The sequence below is a fragment of the Rhodococcus sp. H29-C3 genome (assembly GCF_030063405.1).
Taxonomy (GTDB): Bacteria; Actinomycetota; Actinomycetes; order Mycobacteriales; family Mycobacteriaceae; genus Rhodococcoides.
Map to the genome: position 1 here is coordinate 146,927 of NZ_JASITC010000006.1, position 17,909 is coordinate 164,835.

Annotated in this window: 14 protein-coding genes and 1 pseudogene; 8 read left to right on the forward strand and 7 right to left on the reverse strand. The window is 61.8% G+C overall.

The window, feature by feature from the left end; all coding sequences use genetic code 11:
• The first annotated feature begins 82 nt into the window (after positions 1 to 82).
• Entirely contained in the window at positions 83 to 1,420 is a 1,338-nt protein-coding gene (locus tag QMK32_RS15890) for a bifunctional o-acetylhomoserine/o-acetylserine sulfhydrylase (protein ID WP_283476032.1), read from the forward strand.
• Complete coding sequence (gene metX / locus QMK32_RS15895; RefSeq protein ID WP_283476033.1) at positions 1,417 to 2,571, forward strand: homoserine O-acetyltransferase MetX; 1,155 nt, start codon at positions 1,417 to 1,419, stop codon at positions 2,569 to 2,571. The genes QMK32_RS15890 and metX overlap by 4 nt, the downstream gene beginning before the upstream one ends.
• 20 nt (positions 2,572 to 2,591) lie before the next feature.
• On the opposite strand, the gene QMK32_RS15900 is transcribed toward metX, so the two are convergent.
• The 3 genes from QMK32_RS15900 to QMK32_RS15910 are packed head-to-tail and all read right to left on the reverse strand — an operon-like array spanning position 2,592 to position 4,406.
• Positions 2,592 to 2,867, reverse strand: a complete 276-nt coding sequence (locus QMK32_RS15900; RefSeq protein ID WP_283476034.1) for a DUF3017 domain-containing protein — start codon at positions 2,865 to 2,867, stop codon at positions 2,592 to 2,594.
• 6 nt (positions 2,868 to 2,873) lie between these two features.
• Positions 2,874 to 3,743, reverse strand: coding sequence for a bifunctional methylenetetrahydrofolate dehydrogenase/methenyltetrahydrofolate cyclohydrolase (locus QMK32_RS15905; protein WP_283476035.1), 870 nt, complete (start codon positions 3,741 to 3,743; stop codon positions 2,874 to 2,876).
• 54 nt (positions 3,744 to 3,797) lie between these two features.
• Positions 3,798 to 4,406, reverse strand: a complete 609-nt coding sequence (locus QMK32_RS15910; protein WP_283476037.1) for a pentapeptide repeat-containing protein — start codon at positions 4,404 to 4,406, stop codon at positions 3,798 to 3,800.
• 34 nt (positions 4,407 to 4,440) lie between these two features.
• On the opposite strand from QMK32_RS15910, the gene QMK32_RS15915 reads away from it, so the two are divergent.
• A complete protein-coding gene (locus QMK32_RS15915; RefSeq protein ID WP_283476039.1) occupies positions 4,441 to 4,905 on the forward strand; it encodes a tRNA (cytidine(34)-2'-O)-methyltransferase in 465 nt (154 codons plus the stop codon).
• Positions 4,906 to 5,111: 206 nt separating this feature from the next.
• Here the strand turns inward: QMK32_RS15915 and QMK32_RS15920 are convergent.
• A pseudogene (locus QMK32_RS15920) lies at positions 5,112 to 5,309 on the reverse strand (DUF4349 domain-containing protein); the annotation flags it as partial.
• A 500-nt stretch (positions 5,310 to 5,809) separates the two neighbouring features.
• On the opposite strand from QMK32_RS15920, the gene QMK32_RS15925 reads away from it, so the two are divergent.
• The 3 genes from QMK32_RS15925 to QMK32_RS15935 all read left to right on the forward strand — a co-directional run bounded on the left by QMK32_RS15925 (position 5,810) and on the right by QMK32_RS15935 (position 9,230).
• Positions 5,810 to 6,286 (forward strand): DUF6764 family protein, encoded by a 477-nt coding sequence (locus QMK32_RS15925; RefSeq protein WP_283476147.1) that lies wholly within the window; start codon positions 5,810 to 5,812, stop codon positions 6,284 to 6,286.
• A 123-nt stretch (positions 6,287 to 6,409) separates the two neighbouring features.
• Complete coding sequence (gene ctaD / locus QMK32_RS15930) at positions 6,410 to 8,188, forward strand: aa3-type cytochrome oxidase subunit I (RefSeq protein WP_283476041.1); 1,779 nt, start codon at positions 6,410 to 6,412, stop codon at positions 8,186 to 8,188.
• A 94-nt stretch (positions 8,189 to 8,282) separates the two neighbouring features.
• On the forward strand, positions 8,283 to 9,230 hold the full coding sequence (locus tag QMK32_RS15935; protein ID WP_269303068.1) for a HAMP domain-containing protein: 948 nt from the start codon (positions 8,283 to 8,285) through the stop codon (positions 9,228 to 9,230).
• Here the strand turns inward: QMK32_RS15935 and QMK32_RS15940 are convergent.
• Both QMK32_RS15940 and QMK32_RS15945 read right to left on the reverse strand, forming a co-directional pair.
• Positions 9,216 to 9,734, reverse strand: coding sequence for a metallophosphoesterase family protein (locus QMK32_RS15940; protein WP_283476043.1), 519 nt, complete (start codon positions 9,732 to 9,734; stop codon positions 9,216 to 9,218). The two genes, QMK32_RS15935 and QMK32_RS15940, sit on opposite strands and share 15 nt — an antisense overlap.
• 51 nt (positions 9,735 to 9,785) lie before the next feature.
• The gene (locus tag QMK32_RS15945; RefSeq protein ID WP_283476045.1) at positions 9,786 to 13,070 is read right to left on the reverse strand and encodes an error-prone DNA polymerase; all 3,285 of its coding nucleotides are present in this window, start codon (positions 13,068 to 13,070) and stop codon (positions 9,786 to 9,788) included.
• 127 nt (positions 13,071 to 13,197) lie between these two features.
• Between QMK32_RS15945 and QMK32_RS15950 the strand changes: the two genes are divergently transcribed.
• Complete coding sequence (locus QMK32_RS15950) at positions 13,198 to 15,327, forward strand: MMPL family transporter (protein WP_283476047.1); 2,130 nt, start codon at positions 13,198 to 13,200, stop codon at positions 15,325 to 15,327.
• A gap of 72 nt (positions 15,328 to 15,399) precedes the next feature.
• Positions 15,400 to 17,397, forward strand: a complete 1,998-nt coding sequence (locus QMK32_RS15955) for an SDR family oxidoreductase (RefSeq protein WP_283476048.1) — start codon at positions 15,400 to 15,402, stop codon at positions 17,395 to 17,397.
• Here the strand turns inward: QMK32_RS15955 and QMK32_RS15960 are convergent.
• On the reverse strand, positions 17,388 to 17,909 hold the full coding sequence (locus tag QMK32_RS15960; protein ID WP_283476050.1) for a hypothetical protein: 522 nt from the start codon (positions 17,907 to 17,909) through the stop codon (positions 17,388 to 17,390). The genes QMK32_RS15955 and QMK32_RS15960 overlap by 10 nt on opposite strands.

Below are 17,909 nucleotides of genomic sequence, written 5' to 3' on the forward strand. Positions count from 1 at the left end.
CTTCGATACGCCCCGCCCGGCTCGCTACGCCGAGCCCCAGCCGAATCGCACTCTTGAATCGAAAACGGAGTAGTTACCCACCATGAGCGAGAACACACCCGACGTCGTAGATGCCGCCGGCTCACCCATCGAGGATCCCACCGCGTCGTGGAGCTTCGAAACCAAGCAAATCCACGTAGGCCAGAACGCTGACGGTGTCACACGCGCACGCGCGCTACCGATCTACCAGACGACGTCGTACACCTTCGACAGCACCGACCACGCTGCCGCGCTCTTCGGACTGACCGAGCCCGGCAACATCTACACCCGCATCATGAACCCGACGCAGGATGCCGTGGAGCAGCGCATCGCAGCGCTGGAGGGTGGCGTCGCGGCGCTGCTCTTGGCCTCCGGACAAGCTGCCGAGACTCTCGCAATTCTGAACATCGCCGAAGCAGGCGATCACATAGTCTCGAGCCCGCGCTTGTACGGCGGGACGTACAACCTTTTCCACTACACGCTGCGGAAACTGGGTATCACCGTCAGCTTCGTCTCCGATCCGGACGATCTCGAGCAATGGCGCTCCGCGATCACACCGAAGACGAAGGCGTTCTACGGCGAAACGATCTCGAACCCGAAGAACGACATCTTCGACATTCCCGGAGTTTCGAAGATCGCACACGAAAACGGCCTTCCACTCATCGTCGACAACACTGTCGCGACGCCGTATCTCATCCAGCCGCTGAAGCACGGCGCCGACATCGTCGTCCATTCGGCCACCAAGTACCTCGGTGGCCACGGCACGGCTATCGCAGGCGTCATAGTCGACGGTGGCACTTTCGACTGGACCCAAGGGCGCCACACCAACTTCACCATTCCCGACCCGAGCTATCACGGCGTGGTGTTCGCGGACCTCGGTGCACCGGCATTCGCCCTCAAGGCTCGGGTCCAACTGCTTCGAGACATCGGGGCCGCAGTCGCACCGTTCAACGCATTCCTGATCAGCCAGGGACTGGAGACGCTGAGCCTTCGGATGGAACGCCACGTCGAGAACGCGCAGAAGGTAGCGGCCTTCGTCGAGGCCCGCAGCGAAGTAGTGAGTGTCAATTACGCAGGCCTGAAGTCCTCCCCGTGGTTCGAACGTGGCCAGGAATTGGCACCGAAGGGGCAGGGCGCAATCGTCGCTTTCGAACTGAAGGGCGGCATCGACGCCGGCAAGAAGTTCGTCGACGCACTGAGCCTGCACAGCCATGTCGCTAACATCGGTGATGTGCGCTCCCTCGTGATTCATCCCGCATCGACAACTCACTCGCAGTTGTCACCCGAGGAGCAGATCGCGGCGGGCGTCACTCCGGGACTGGTGCGCCTCGCGGTGGGCATCGAAGGGATCGACGACATCGTCGCTGATCTCGAGCGCGGATTCGCTGCGGCGGCGTCTTGACCATCGGCTCAGTGCACGACGTCCGTTCGGCCGCAGGTTTTCCTACGCCGGACGGACGGCTCGGCTACATCGACATCGGTCGGCTGGACCTCGAGAACGGCGCGTCACTGCCACAGGTGACCATCGCCGTTCAACGCTGGGGTGAGCTGTCCCCGAATCGCGACAACGTGGTGCTCGTCGAGCATGCGTTGACCGGGGACTCGCATGTGTCCGGACCTGCCGGAGGCGCTCATGCCCTGCCCGGATGGTGGAACGGGATGGTCGGGCCCGGCGCTCCGATCGACACGGACGAGTGGTGTGTCATCGCCTCCAACGTGCTCGGTGGTTGCGGTGGGACCACAGGACCGTCTTCGCTGAATTCGAGCGGAGTCCCGTACGGCAGTGCCTTTCCGGAGATCTCGATCCGCGACCAGGTGTCCGCGGAGATAGCTCTCGCCGACGTACTCGGCATCGAAAGGTGTGCAGCCGTTGTCGGCGGCTCCATGGGAGGCATGCGCACTCTCGAGTGGATAGTGGGATACCCGGACCGCGTCGCGTCAGCTCTGGTGCTCGCGGTCGGAGGTCGCGCAACTGCCGACCAAATCGGTACGCAGACAACTCAGATCGAGGCGATCAAGTCCGACCCCGACTGGCAGGGCGGCAACTATCACGGAACCGGCCGGGCCCCACGGGTCGGACTGGGCATAGCGCGCCGGATCGCACACTTGACCTACCGAACCGAGAGCGAGCTCGACCTGAGATTCGCCAACTCCGGTCAAGGCGAAGAAGATCCGTGGCAGGGCGGACGGTACTCGGTCGAAAGCTACCTACAGCACCAGGCGAGCAAGCTGGTCGACCGTTTCGACGCGAGCACCTACGTATTGCTGACCGAAGCCATGAACCGGCACGACATCGGACGTGGGCGAGGTGGATTCGACGCTGCCTTGGCCATGGCCACCGTCCCGACTATCGTCGGCGGCGTCGACTCCGATCGGCTCTATCCATTGCGGCTACAGAAGGAACTCGCTCGCGGCCTCCCGGAATGCCGCGGTCTCGAGGTCATTCAGTCACGTGATGGCCACGACGGATTTCTGACCGAAGCCAGCGCAGTATCCGCACTGCTCGGCGAGACGATGAAGCATGCGCGCATGTCGACGGGTCGCACCAGCTGAGTATTCGACCGGACGAATACTCAGTCGGTGCCGAGGGGATCGATCGACGCCGACAGCAACACGATGGCTCCCCCGACCAGCGCCATAGCCGAGACGTCGAAGGTTCTGCTTCGGACCTGCAGCAGGCCGACGCTCTTCTCCGGCATGCACAACCGGAAGCCTGCGGCCGCTATCGTCGCCACACCGAATACGAAGGCGCCGCGGCGCCACCGATCCGCAAGAACGAGAACGAGCGCCGCCGCAATGATAACGAGCACGATGACGAGCGGCAGGTTCCTGCGAATCTGGGACCACATCGAAGGTCAGACCGCTTCTGTGGTGGTTGCGAGGGCCTGCTCGGCCCGCTCGACCACGTTCGAAAGGAGGAACGCTCTCGTCAACGGCCCGACTCCACCCGGGTTGGGCGAGAGAAAACCGGCAACTTCGGCCACCTCGGGCGCAACGTCCCCGCGCAGTCCCTCATCCGTTCGAGTAACCCCGACGTCGAGCACTGCGGCACCGGGCTTGATCATGTCCGCGGTGACGATCCCGGGAACACCCGCAGCCGCAATGACGATGTCGGCGCGGCGAACCTCCGCGGCCAGGTCCTTGGTCCCGGTATGGCACAGAGTGACGGTGGAGTTCTCGCTCTTGCGAGTGAGCAACAGACCGATAGGACGGCCCACCGTCACCCCTCGACCGATGACCACAGCATGGGCCCCATCGAGCGCCACGTCGTAGCGACGGAGGAGGTGGACGATGCCACGTGGAGTACAAGGCAACGCAGCCTGCTTGCCCAGGACGAGTCTGCCGAGGTTGATCGGGTGCAGTCCATCGGCATCCTTGGATGGATCGATCCGTTCGAGCGCAGCGTTCTCGTCGAGATGCTTCGGAAGCGGAAGCTGCACGATGTATCCGGTGCACTCGGGATTGGCGTTGAGCTCGTCGATCACGGCGTCGAGTTCCGCCTGTGAGATATCCGCAGGCAGATCACGCCGAATCGAGGTGATACCGACCTTGGCGCAGTCGTTGTGCTTGCCGCGGACGTACGCCGCCGAGCCGGGATCATCACCCACCAGCACCGTGCCGAGCCCGGGAACGATCCCGTGTTCTCGTAGCTTTGTCACTCGCTGAGTGAGATCGACGAAGATCTCGTCGCGAGTTGCTTTGCCGTCCAGAATCGTCGCAGTCACGGTCACCATTGTTCCAGGTGTCGGCAGGTGGAGCGGACGCCGGTCCGCAAGTAGTCAGCCCTCTACTGAAAGCCCGTGCGCCTGGGCGTAGGCGACTGCCTGTGTCAGCTCGATCCGGGCACCGGTCACCGTGGCAGACATCCAGAGGTGCGCGTCGATCCGAGCCCCACGAAGATCGGCTTCCTGCATCTTGGCGCCTACGGTTCGTGCGCCACTGAGATCCACCGAACGCAAGATGGCCTTGCGCAGGTCGGTGTTCACCAAGTTCGCCTCGACCATGCGGCAGTTGGTCAAGTCCATCCCACGCATGTCGGCTCCCCCCAGTCCTACCAACGTGAAGTCGACCTCGTCGAAAGTCGACGGGCGCATCCGACAATCGACGAACGTCGAGCCGATCATGGTCGAATGACGGAAAACGCTGTGTTGCAAATTAGTCCGCGCGAAGGTGCAGGAGCGAAAAGCCGCGTTGACATGGACTGATTCGGTCAAATCCGTGCCGGTGAAATCACATTCCGTGAAGACCACCGCGGAGGTCTTCACGCCGCTGAGGTCGGCGTCTCGAAAGTTGCACGCCACGTACTCACGGTCGTCCCATTGCTGTTGGTCGAGTCTCGCGTCGGAGTAGTCCTCGCCGATAATCTGTTTCTCGTGCACCTCTGCCATTGTTCCCGGTAGCGCTGATGGCAGAGTGAGCCGGGTGTTTCGCCTCATGTTCTTTCAGCCGCGTATTCCCCAGAACACCGGAAACGCGATCCGACTCGTCGCCGGCACCGGATGTGAACTACACCTGGTCGGTCCGCTGGGCTTCGACATGTCCGAGCCCAAACTCAAACGAGCAGGCCTGGACTACCACGATCTCGCCTCGGTGACCGTCCACGAAAACCTGACTGCCGCCTGGGAGGCACTGGCGCCGGAACGGGTGTTCGCCTACACCGCGCATGCGAGCAAGTTTCACGCGGACGTGTCGTATCTACCGGGTGATGTATTGCTTTTCGGTCCCGAACCGACCGGCCTCCCCGAGGAAGTGCTCGGCGATCCGCTGGTCACCGAGCAACTGCGTATTCCGATGATCGAGGGTCGACGATCGCTCAACCTTGCCAACGCGGCAGCCGTCGTCATGTACGAGGCATGGCGCCAACACGGATTTGCTGGGAGCGTGTGACGGTCACGTCGGATCTGCGTCTTCGACATCCTCCCCTGACTTGCCCCTCTGGTTCGACCCTCTCGATGGTGCCGCGGCGGACGATCCTGACGATGACGTAGACGACCGGAGCACCCACTGTGAGAGTTCCCAGCCACGTCAATAGCCCGCCCGAGGGCCACGAGCGCGTCTCTCCCGGTGTCGACAAGCGAATTCCATCCGGCGACGATTCCGTCCCAGAAGTTGTCCGGCCCCGGTGACGCCGTGAGGTCCTCGGTGCCTGATGGGACCGTGACCGTTGATGGATCCACCTGGTCCGCGACGCAGCTTCTCTGCGAGGTCAGACTGTCCAGCTCTCCCCGCCTACTCGACACAGCAGATTCCGCCTCGAGCAGATCCGCGGTAGTGACCGCTCCCAAGATCAAGGCCTTCAGGCGATCCCCCTAAGCGTCGCGCGCAGCTCGGATCGTCCACTGTGATGTAAACCTGTCCTGGCACAACCTCTTTACGATCCATGTACTCCGGAGCCTGCCCCCGTGTCGATCCGCTGGACTCCGGTTCGCGCGCCAACCCTTGGGGCAGTGAACGTCGAATCCGACGCTCGAACCTACCCTTCCCCACTGCTCCCGCTGCGCCCCGCGAGGAGAACGAACGACCCCGCCGATGCGACGAGCAGAGTGCCCTTCATCGAAGGATCGTATGGCAACTCATCGACAGCGAACGAGGCCCGCGAAGTCGTGCCGAATCGTTACATGGAGTAGGGATAATTCACTGATGACCGCAGCGCAGAACCGGGGTACGGTGTGCCGCACCGACCCATTTCGTTTCCTTGAAGGAGCCCCTGTTGTTCTCCGCTTTTTCTTCGCTCGTCCGCTCAGCATCGTTCACCTCGACATCACAGGGCCTTTCGCGGTCGGCTAGTCGATTGTCCCGCACCGCAGCAGTTTTCGCCGTTTCCAGCGGCGTCGTTGCTGCCGGATTCGCCGGAGCCGGCGTCGCAAATGCAGCTCCGGTGACGTGCGTATCTCCACCGTCGGCCAATCAAATTCTCGTCGACGGAACCGCGAGCTGTGGGGCAACGGCCGCGGAAGGATCGCGTTCGACCGCCACGGCAGCAGATAGTGGAACGGCCGTCAGTGTCGCCGAAACCGGCGGCACCTCGAACACCTACGCGACAGGATTCGGAACGGCCCTCGGCGCGTCACGCGCGGGCGGCACGTCCTACGCGGGCGCAATCGGCGGCGGCATCGCACATTCCTGGGCGGACGCAGGTTCGACCACCATCGCGATCGCCGGTTGGGGTTCCGGTGCAACCGCCGAAGCTGCCGGCGTCGACTGCGTCGGGCCACTGTCTCTCGCGTTGAACCTCGCTTCCGGACAGTTCTGCATCCTCGGAAGTTGACCCTTGGCGCGCCTCGTGCACCCGCACGAGGCGCGCTCGGGCCGGACCTGATCTACGACAAAAGGTAGTAACTCCCCCTCCAGCGGTTTATGATTATGGTCACTTCCATCGTCAGGAGGATCAGTGACCGCTGTTGAGCCCAAGCCCACTGGCACTGTGGAGGCGGTGAGGCCTTTCCCGCCGCGGATGGGACCGAAAGGTTCATTCATTCACAAGGCGGTGACGACGACAGATCCCAAGGTGTTGGGGATCATGTACATCGCGACTTCCATCTCGTTCTTCCTCATCGGCGGCTTGATGGCGTTGCTCATTCGTGCCGAGCTCGCGGTGCCGGGCTTGCAATTCCTCTCGACGGAGCAGTACAACCAGCTGTTCACCATGCACGGCACGATCATGCTGCTGCTGTATGCGACGCCGATCGTGTTCGGCTTCGCCAACTACATCCTGCCGCTGCAGATCGGTGCGCCGGACGTGGCGTTCCCGCGGTTGAACGCCTTCTCGTATTGGCTCTACCTGTTCGGCGCGATAATCGCTACATCCGGTTTCATCACCCCCGGTGGTGCAGCTGACTTCGGTTGGACCGCGTACACCCCGCTTTCGAGTGCGGTGTATTCGCCGGGTGTCGGTGCAGATCTGTGGATCATGGGTCTCGCGATCGCCGGTCTCGGCACCATTCTCGGCGCTGTCAACATGATCACAACGGTCATCTGCTTGCGAGCGCCGGGTATGACGATGTTCCGGATGCCCATTTTCACGTGGAACATCCTGGTCACCAGCATTCTGATTCTTCTTGCTTTCCCGTTGTTGACGGCGGCACTGTTGGGGGTAGCGGCCGATCGACATCTCGGTGCGCATCTGTTCGACCCGGCGACCGGTGGAGTGTTGTTGTGGCAGCACTTGTTCTGGTTCTTCGGCCACCCCGAGGTGTACATCATCGCGTTGCCGTTCTTCGGCATCATTTCCGAGGTCATTCCGGTCTTCTCGCGTAAGCCGATGTTCGGATACACCACCTTGATCTACGCAACGATCGCTATCGGTGCCCTCTCGGTAGCGGTGTGGGCTCACCACATGTACGCCACGGGCGCGGTGCTGTTGCCGTTCTTCTCGTTCATGACGTTCTTGATCGCGATACCGACCGGTGTGAAGATCTTCAACTGGATCGGCACGATGTGGCGAGGTCAGGTGACGTTGGAGACCCCGATGCTCTTCGCTATCGGCTTCTTGATCACCTTCCTCTTCGGCGGCCTCTCCGGAGTGCTGCTTGCCAGCCCGCCGATCGACTTCCACGTCACCGACACCTACTTCCTGGTGGCGCACTTCCACTACGTGGTCTTCGGCACGGTGGTGTTCGCAACGTTCTCGGGCATCTACTTCTGGTTTCCGAAGATGACCGGCCGAATGATGGACGAGAGATTGGGCAAGTGGCACTTCTGGCTGACATTCCTCGGCTTCCACGGCACCTTCCTGGTCCAGCACTGGCTCGGCGCCGAGGGCATGCCGCGTCGCTACGCCGACTATCTCTCTTCCGATGGATTCACCACACTCAACATCATCTCCACGATCAGCGCGTTCGTTCTCGGAGCCTCGACACTGCCGTTCGTGTGGAACGTCTTCAAGTCCTATCGCTACGGCGAGGTGGTCACTGTGGACGACCCGTGGGGTTACGGCAACTCGCTGGAGTGGGCCACATCGTGCCCACCGCCGCGGCACAACTTCACGGAACTGCCGCGAATACGTTCCGAGCGTCCAGCGTTCGAACTCCACTACCCACACATGGTGGAGCGAATGCGCGCCGAGGCTCATGTCGGACCGGGCAGTCACGGCGGACAGACCACCGAGGTCCTCGAAAAGGCCCGCCGCGCACCTATCGCAACGGGCGAAGACGAGCATTCTGGGGACTGATCTCCGCGGCGAGTTGCTCTCAGACAGTTCTCAGCACTGGAGGTAATACTTCAGCGATGTCGCGTTCACTGCCTACGGCATCGTCTGTTCGGCGATGGCACCTCGGGGTCGGCAATTGAACTTCTCGCTCCACAGCCGGATCCGAGTTCTCATCATCAGTCTGGCCGCACTCGCGGTTGCCGTGAGCGCGCTGGCCATCTACCTGGTCACCGAACAAGCATTGCGCTCCCAGGTAGCCGATCGAGTGTCTCGAAATGCCGATGCGCTCATCGCAAGTGCCACGTCCGGAGTTCCCTCGACCTTCTTCGGGTTCGGAGTCGGCACGACCGACGGGCCCGCGATCAAAGTTGCGTTGGTGACCTCGGACGGCGAACTCGTGACCTTCACCGCAGAATCGCGGCCGTTCACCAATACTGACGGCACTCTCGATGCCGCCGAACAGTCGGTCGCAACCGGCTCGACCGATCAATCGCTCCGCGAGGTGCGCGGGTACATGCTGTCGGCCAAACGGACCGTATCGGGCGAAACGGTCATGGTGGCAGAGTCGTTACAGTCCAACGCGCCGTTACTCGGCAAGTTGACGCTTGCGCTTGTCGCGATCGGGACCCTTCTCATCGTCTTGGCCGGGATCGCCGGAACAGCAGTAGCTCGGACCGGACTGCGTCCGGTCAAACGCTTGCGCAACGCCACCGAACGGGTAGCCCGCACCGGTGATTTGCAACCGATCGCCGTTACCGGTGACGACGAGCTTGCATCACTGGCGACGAGCTTCAACGACATGCTTGCTGCCCTGGCCCAATCCGGCGCGCGTCAAAACCGTCTGATCACCGACGCGGCAGAGGAACTGATGGGCCCCCTGCATACGCTTCGGGGAAAGATCGATGTCCTGATGGCCCTCGACGGACACGATGGACCGGCCCTGTCCCCTGCCGAGCAGGATGAGTTGCGTACCGGAGTCATGTCGGACATGGACGTCATCATCCGATTGGTGCACGACCTGGTGGATCAGGCGCGCGACGTCCCCGAGTCAGCGAGCGCGTGATCGAAGGCGTGGCTCGAGCCGATGCAGTTCGACGTCGTGCAAAATCCCGTCGTTGATTTCGGCTGTCATATAGGTGCAGAATGGCTGCCTACGTCTGTCGGTCGGTGAGCCCGGGTTGAGCAGCCGAACACCGGTATCCGTCACGGTGTCCCACGGAATATGACTGTGTCCGAACACCAAAACATCGATGCTCGGGTACTTCGCTGCCATCCGCTGTTCGCGTCCGGCTGAGCTGCCCGTCTCATGAACGACGGCAATCCGAACCCCGTCCAATGTAACTCGTGCGCATTCGGGCATCCGGGCACGGAGGTCGTCACCATCGTTGTTGCCCCAGCACGAGATCGGCCTCTTCGACCTGGCAGAAATCTCCCCGAACATGGTCACATCTACCCAGTCGCCGGCATGAATCACCACATCGGCGTCGTCGATGGCGGTCCACACTTGCCCGGGCAGCATCCGAGCCCGAGTGGGGACATGGGTGTCCGCGAGCAGAAGCAGTTTCACATCTCACCGAACGCAGGTGCTGTCATCGCGTCAGATTATCCTGCCCGGTCTCTAACGAAAGTCTCGAGATTTCGACATCACCCGTAGGTCCATGAGCTGCAGATGATCGGCCACCACCGTCGCAGCTCCTTCGGCGTTCTGGACCTTCCCGCGGATAAGCAATGCCGGAGCCGTCAGCGCCAACTTCCGGTATTTGGCCCATACTCCCACCGAGCACACCACGTTGACCATCCCCGTTTCGTCTTCGAGATTGACGAACGTGACCCCGGCAGCCGTAGCCGGGCGCTGCCGATGCGTCACGGCACCACCGACCAGGACCCGGTCCCCGTCGGGAACTTGCAGTAGACGATTCGCCGTAATCACCCCCAGCGCATCGAGCTGTTCGCGAAAGAACTGAGTCGGGTACGAATCGGGTGAGACTCCAGTTGCCCAGACGTCCGCCGAAGCCATATCGAGATCGCTCATCCCAGGCAATACCGGCGCACGAGTGGATGCACCGAGCCCGGGAAGTAGATGCGGCCTCTCCCTTGCTGCTGCGCCTGCCGCCCAGAGCGCTTCCCGACGGGTGATCCCGAAACACCCCAATGCTCCTGCGGTAGCAAGTGATTCCGCTTGCGTAGTGGACAGTTCGACTCGTCCCGTGAGATCGAGGAACGACACGAACGGACCGCCTGCTTTGCGTGCGTCGACGATGCGTTCGGCAAGATCCCGCCCGATGTACTTCACGTCAGCGAGTCCCATCCGAATCTCGAGACCCTCGGCAGTGAGATCCGCGTACCAGGAACTGGCATTGACATCTGGACCGTGCACACGCACTCCATGCCGTCGAGCATCCGCCACCAGAGACTGCGGAGAGTAGAACCCCATCGGTTGTGCACGCAGGAGACCGGCGCAGAACGCGGCAGGATGGTGAAGCTTGAACCACGACGAATAGAAGACCAGCGAGGCAAAGCTCTGCGAATGACTTTCGGGGAAACCGAAATTGGCGAAGGCAGAAAGCTTCTCGTAGATTCGATCGGCCGTGTCACCGGTGATGCCGTGCAAGTCTCGCATTCCGTCGTAGAAGCGATCACGTAGCAGGTTCATCTTCTCCGGCGAACGCTTCGACCCCATCGCACGACGAAGTTGATCGGCGTCGGCAGCGCTGAATCCAGCCACATCGATGGCCATCTGCATCAATTGTTCCTGAAAGAGTGGCACTCCGAGGGTGCGGTCGAGAGCCTTCTTCAACGACGGGTGATCGAAGGTGACGGGTTCGAGTCCGTTGCGGCGCTTGATGTACGGATGAACGGATCCACCCTGGATCGGACCCGGTCGAATGAGTGCGACCTCGACCACCAGGTCGTAGAACTCACTCGGCTTCAACCGCGGCAACGTCGCCATCTGGGCCCGCGACTCCACTTGGAACACGCCGATCGAATCGGCCCGCTGCAGCATGTCGTAGACGGCTTTCTCACTCAAATCGATGTCCGCGAGGTCGATGCGTTGCCCTTTGTGCTCGACGAGAAGATCGATCATGTAGTGCAACGCTGACAACATACCGAGACCGAGCATGTCGAATTTCACCAAACCTACTGCAGCACAATCATCTTTGTCCCATTGCAATACACTACGATTGGCCATCGTTGCCCATTCGACAGGGCAGACATCGGCAATGGGGCGATCGCAGATCACCATTCCGCCCGAGTGGATACCCAGATGCCGGGGGAAGCCTTCGATCTGCTGGGCAAGTTCGAGAACAGACTTCGGAATGCCACTGTCTGCCTGATCTCCGACTCCCGACCACCGGGTGACCTGTTTGCTCCAGGCATCCTGCTGCCCCTGCGAGAACCCGAGAGCACGTGCCATGTCACGTACCGAGGACTTACCTCGGTACGTGATCACGTTCGCCACCTGCGCCGCGTACGCACGCCCGTATTTCTCGTACACGTGCTGAATAGCTTCCTCGCGCCGGTCGGACTCGATGTCGACATCGATATCCGGAGGGCCGTCTCGTTCCGGAGCAAGGAAACGCTCGAAAAGAAGTTTGTTCGCCACCGGATCGACGTTCGTGATTCCGATGGCGTAACAGACAGCCGAGTTCGCTGCCGAACCTCTTCCCTGACAGAGAATGTCGTGTGTCTTGCAGAAGTCCACGATGTCGTGCACCACGAGGAAGTACCCAGGAAAGTTCAACCGCTCGATGATGTCGAGTTCGTATTCGAGCTGCGCGTAGGCGGCCGGGTGCGTACTGGGCGTGCCGTATCTGCGCGCAGCACCGTCGAAGGTAAGGGCACGTAGATAGCTGGCTTCGGTGTGGCCCGCAGGCACGTCGAACGGCGGTAGTCGTGGGGCGATCAGGTGCAGATCGAAAGCACACTCTCGACCCAGTTCGACGGCACCACGAACCGCACCGGGATGATGCTCGAACAATCGAGCCATCTCCGCGCCGGATCGCAGATACGTACCTCCCGTGGGCGCCAACCACCCCGCGGCGTCGTCCAGACCGCTCCGTGCACGCACCGCTGCCATCGCCATGGCCAAACGCCCGCTCCGCGGAGTCGCATAGTGCGCCGCAGTCGTAGCAACGATCGGAAGACCGAATCTCCGTGCCAATTCGGCGAGCGTATCGTTGCGCTCGTCGTCTTCCGGTATGCCGTGATGAGTCAGTTCCACGGTCACTCGGTCGGCACCGAATCTCTCGATCAGATCCGCCAGAGCCGCACCGGCTGCCTCGACGCCACCGGCGTCCAACGCCCGTCGAACATGCCCTTTTCGACATCCGGTGAGAATCTGCCAATGCCCACCCGCAGCCTCGGACAGGGCGTCGAAATCGTAACGTGGCTTTCCTTTGACTCCCCCGGCAAGGTGAGCTGCGGCAATTTCACGCGACAACCGTCGGTACCCCTCTTGCCCACGAGCGAGAACCAGCAGATGAGTGCCCTCCGGATCCAACGCACCTGTCCTCGACGTCGTCGTGTCCAACGACAACTCGGCGCCGAAAATGGTCTTGATGCCCAGCGCCTTTGCTGCTTCGGCGAAGCGCACGACACCGTAGAAGCCATCGTGGTCGGTGATGGCGACGGCTTCGAGCCCGAGCCGTACTGCTTCTTCGACCATCTCCTCCGGTTGGCTGGCACCGTCAAGAAAGCTGAAAGCCGAATGTGCGTGTAGCTCCGCGTACGCCGTGGTCGTTGCAGGTTTCGATATCGTCTTCTCGTAGGCCACCCGCTTGCGCGACCACGCAGGACTGTCACCACCGTCTCCGACGATGTCCACGACCTTCGGATGCGAGGGACGGCCGGACAACACCCGTTCCATTTCCGACCACGTCGGCGGACCGTCGTTCCATCCCATACCGACACCTCACTTTCGTTCGAACATATGTTCCATTAGACCCCGCGGCTACGACACAAATCAATCTGTCTCACGAGGCAGTTAGGCTCGCCGTGACATACAGCAGCCGAAAGAGCCGGAGAAGAATGTGAATCGTTGGGCCTCGTTCGTCGTCTCCCACAAGCGATGGGTGCTCTTCATCGCTGTGGTGGTCGTAGCACTGAGCGGCATATGGGGACTCGGCGTCTTCGGCAAGCTCAGCGAGGGCGGTTTCATAGACCCCGGTAGTGAAGCTGCGGAGGTATCGGAGCTCGTCGCAGGATTGGGGCAGCAAACCCCCGATATCGTCGCCATCTACACCGCGCCCGAAGGCAAGAACATCGACGACATCGCCCCGGATGTCACCTCGGTTCTCGACGGCTTCCAGAACAAGTACGCAGTCGAGAACGTCACCTCCTACTGGACAGCCGATACCGGGACGAAGCAATTCCTGGTCTCGAAAGACGGAACCAAGGCACTCGCGACGGTCACCTTCGGCCCCGACTCCGGCATCACCTTCGCCACGTTCGGAGAGATCCCACCGCAGCTCGAGGTACCGGGCGTCACCTCCCAGTTCGCCGGTGGTTCCGTGGTCGGAGTCTCCTTCAGCCAGACGCTCCAGGAAGATCTGGTTCGCTCGGAAGCCATCGCCATCCCCATCACGCTCGTTCTGCTGATCGTGATCTTCGGTGGCGTCGTCGCCGCCGCGGTCCCGGTCTTCGTCGGCATCCTGAGCGTCCTGAGCGCGTTGGCAATTCTGCGTGTTCTTACCTCGTTCACGGAAGTCAGCTCGTTTTCCATCAACGTCGCGTCGCTTCTGGGTCTCGGGCTCGCCATCGACTACGGGCTGTTCATCGTCAGTCGATATCGAGAAGAAATGCGCGACGGTGCGACACCGGCCGATGCAGCGATTCGTACAGTTCTGACGGCAGGCCGAACGATCGTCTTCTCGGGCTTGCTGTTGATCTGCGCCTTTGCCGGCATGCTCGTCTTCCCGCAACCGGTCATCAAGTCGCTGGGTTTCGGGGCCATGGCCGCTGTAGCCAGCGCCGCAATCCTGTCGTTGACAGCAGTGCCCGCGTTGCTGGCGATCCTCGGACCACGCATCAATTCTTTGACGTGGAGCAGAACGGCGTCGGATCGAGGTGAGGCGCGCGCCCAGAAGTTCTGGGGCGGCGTCGTGACCCGAGTGATGCGCAAGCCGGGAATCGTAGCGGCAGTGATCATTGCGGGACTGCTCGTACTGTCGGCGCCGATACTGAAGGTCGCACTCGGCGAAGTCGACTACACCGCGCTCCCCAAGGACGATCCCGCTCGCGTCGCCGTCGAAACCCTCGGCAGCGAGTTCCAATCTTCGGGTGAGAGCGCAACGGTCGTACTCCGGGGCCTCGATGGATCCAAACCGCAGGGCGCGCCGATAGCCGACATCACCCGTCGAGCAGAATCCGTCGACGGCATCGCTCGAGTGTCGTTCATCGGATCCACAGACGATGTCGTCGCTCTGGAAGCAAGCTTCAGTGAACCGAGCGACGGGCGCACCGAAGCCGATGCAGCCAGTGCTGCGGTGGCGGGGCTGCGCGCGATGACACCACCGGATGGCACCGAGCTGCTCGTCGGAGGCGCACGGGCACTTGTCGACGACGGCAATGCGGCGATCGCCGCGTGGCTTCCGGTCATGATTGCGATCATGGTCGTCTCGACCCTCATTTTGCTTTTCCTGGCATTCGGATCGATCGTGTTGCCGATCAAGGCAGTCCTCATGGCGGGACTCAGCCTGGGCGCGACCTTCGGAGTGCTCACCTGGGTATTCCAGGAAGGACATGGCGCAGATCTTCTCGGGGTGACGCCCGCGCCGCTGGAGGCGACCTTCGTGGTCCTCATCCTCGCTGTGGTCTTCGGCCTGTCGACCGACTACGAAGTGTTCTTGATGTCGCGCATGGTCGAGGCGCGCACAGGCGGGGCATCGACAGAGGAGGCGGTCGTCATCGGCGCCCAGCGCACCGGAAGAATCGTGACAGCGGCCGCGCTCATCCTCATCATCGTCACCGGCGCGTTCACCATCTCCGAATTGTCGATCATGCGGTTCCTGGGGTTCGGCATGATTCTCGCGCTCATCGTCGATGCCACGATCATCCGCATGCTGCTCGTCCCCTCGCTGGTGAAGTTGATGGGTGAAGCGAACTGGTGGGCTCCGGCGTGGATGAAGAAGGTGCACGAGAAAGTGGGTATCGGTCACTGAGCGCCGCCGCCGGTCACCCTGGCGGGTTCCACCGACCTGGCCCGTCAACTTACTTCGGAGTAAGTTGTGTCCATGTCGAACTACATTGTCACCGGCGGTACGGGTTTCCTCGGGCAAAATCTGATCCCGCTGTTGCTCGAGCGCGACCCAGCGGCCGACATTCACGTATTGGTTCGCCAGAAGTCACTCGGGAAACTCGAACGGCAGGTCGACATGCTCGCCGACAAGACCCGGATTCACCCGTTGATCGGCGATCTCACCGAACCCGATCTCGGATTGGATGCCATCCCGGACGGCATCGACCACATAGTTCACCTGGGCGCCATCTACGACATGACCGCCGGTGACGAACAAGCATCGACCAACGTCGAGGGCACCCGCGCGGTGGTGGCACTGGCCGAGCGGACCGGAGCCCGGTTGCACCACATCTCCTCGATCGCCGTTGCCGGAGATTACGCAGGCACGTTCACCGAAGAGGACTTCGACAAAGGACAGGGCTTCCCAACCCCGTACCACCGCACCAAGTTCCAATCCGAGAAGATCGTGCGCGAATCCTCGGTCGATTGGCGCGTCTATCGACCGTCGGTCGTGCTGGGGCACTCCGAAACCGGGGCGATCGACAAGATCGACGGCCCGTACTTCTTCTTCCCCCTCTTCGCCGCGTTGGCCACACTGCCTACCGCGCTTCCCATCACGGTTCCGAAGATCGGGGCCACCAATCTGGTGCCGGTCGACTACGTCGCCGCTGCGATCGTGGAATTGATCCATCGTGGCCAGGACGGTCAACGAGTGTTCCACCTCGTCAACACGCAACCGCAGTCGATGCACGAGGTATATCGCGCATTCTCCAACGCCGCAGGTTCGAGAGCGAAGGTCATCGACATTCCCGGAGCCGTTGCTGCCGCCGTCGTAGCACCGAAGACCAACATCGTCCGCACCGGCCGCAACACTCTCCTGGACAGGTTCGGCATACCACCTGTAGTGCTCGAACATCTCACCTTCCCGACGACCTTCGACTCGGCAGCGACCCAGAAAGCACTGTCGGGCAGCGGAATCACCCCACCACCGCTGGCGACCTACGCCGACCGTCTGTGGCAGCACTGGCGCGCGCACCTGGACCCGAACCGCGCGCGGCGCGACGATGCTCGCGGCCCGCTTTTCGGACGACACATCATCATCACCGGTGGATCCTCCGGCATCGGAAAGGCCAGTGCCGAAGCGGCAGCACGCAAAGGTGCGACCGTCATTCTGCTTGCCCGCGGTACCGAACAACTCGACTCCGTCGTGGCGAACATTCGCGCTCGGGGTGGTGATGCCTTCGGGTACACCTGCGACATCACCGACACCGAGTCGGTCGAACAGACCGTGAAAACCATTCTGAGCGAACATGATCACGTGGACATGCTGGTCAACAACGCCGGACGGTCCATCCGTCGATCGTTGTACCGCTCGACCGATCGACTGCACGACTTCGAGCGCACCATGGCCGTCAACTACTTCGGTGCTGTTCGCCTCGTCCTGGCACTGCTTCCGCATATGCGCGAACGCCGCTTCGGGCACGTCGTCAACGTCAGTAGCGCAGCAGTGCTCGGTCACGCTCCTCGATTCGCCGCCTACGTAGCCAGCAAGGCCGCACTCGACGGTTTCGCTGACGTCGCCGCAGCCGAGACACTATCCGACGGAATAACATTCACTACGATCCACATGCCGCTGGTGGCCACCCCGATGATCACCCCGACAGGTTCCGGCAATGCCGGCCCGGTGGTATCACCGGAGAAGGCAGCAGCGATGGTGATCCGGGCACTCGCCCGAAAGCCGAAGCGCATCGACACCCCGCTGGGCACTCTCGGTCAATTCGGCAGCATCTTCACACCCAAAAGCAAGGACCGTACGATGCATCAGTTCTACCGTCGTTTCCCGGAGTCCGCTGCATCCAAAGGCGAGGTTGCACCTACACAGCCTTCACTCGTACCGCTGACCTCGCCACCGCACGACCCGTCCCGTCCGAGTGCACGAGTAGGCAAGTTGGCGCGCCGACTCGGCCGGTTGGTGCCGGGCACCTACTGGTGATGTCCAGTTCTACCCACAGCTGTCATTGCTCGACCGAACCCGCCGGCGAGGTACGCGAGAGTCCCCAGTGCCAGTACCCATTTGGTCACGCTGACCGCTGTCGTGGCTCGAACCTCCGAATCGGTGATCTGTTCGCGGTGATCGAGCAGATACAGACCCGCGACGTTCTCGACGTAGTCACCCGCCGCGGACAGAATCGGAGCTATGGCCAGTGCCTTCGCCGTGGCGGGTGTCAGGTCGGTGAGTTCGCCCAGACGCGAAGCCCCGGCACGCAAAGCCATCGCATAGATCACCGGATGGACGAAATCGGGATAGTAGTGACTCCGAAATCGAGCAGTGGCGGCTGCGTCCATGCTGTCGAGGATCTGCCGGTATCGGAGTGCCGACCATGCAGTCTGAATCTGTAGAACCCGAGGGCCCGCAGGCCCCAACAGACGCAGGATATTGGCTTGAGAGACAGCGAATATCATCGTCCAAGCGATGAGTGGACGATCCTGCGCCGTAAGTGCCAT

Bases quoted from the DNA above. Each gene is read 5' to 3' on its own strand.
- QMK32_RS15890 (WP_283476032.1), top strand. From the start codon at position 83: ATGAGCGAGAACACACCCGACGTCGTAGATGCCGCCGGCTCACCCATC.
- QMK32_RS15900 (WP_283476034.1), bottom strand. From the start codon at position 2,867: ATGTGGTCCCAGATTCGCAGGAACCTGCCGCTCGTCATCGTGCTCGTT.
- QMK32_RS15910 (WP_283476037.1), bottom strand. From the start codon at position 4,406: ATGGCAGAGGTGCACGAGAAACAGATTATCGGCGAGGACTACTCCGAC.
- QMK32_RS15935 (WP_269303068.1), top strand. From the start codon at position 8,283: ATGGCACCTCGGGGTCGGCAATTGAACTTCTCGCTCCACAGCCGGATC.
- QMK32_RS15945 (WP_283476045.1), bottom strand. From the start codon at position 13,070: ATGGGATGGAACGACGGTCCGCCGACGTGGTCGGAAATGGAACGGGTG.
- QMK32_RS15955 (WP_283476048.1), top strand. From the start codon at position 15,400: ATGTCGAACTACATTGTCACCGGCGGTACGGGTTTCCTCGGGCAAAAT.
- QMK32_RS15960 (WP_283476050.1), bottom strand. From the start codon at position 17,909: ATGGCACTTACGGCGCAGGATCGTCCACTCATCGCTTGGACGATGATA.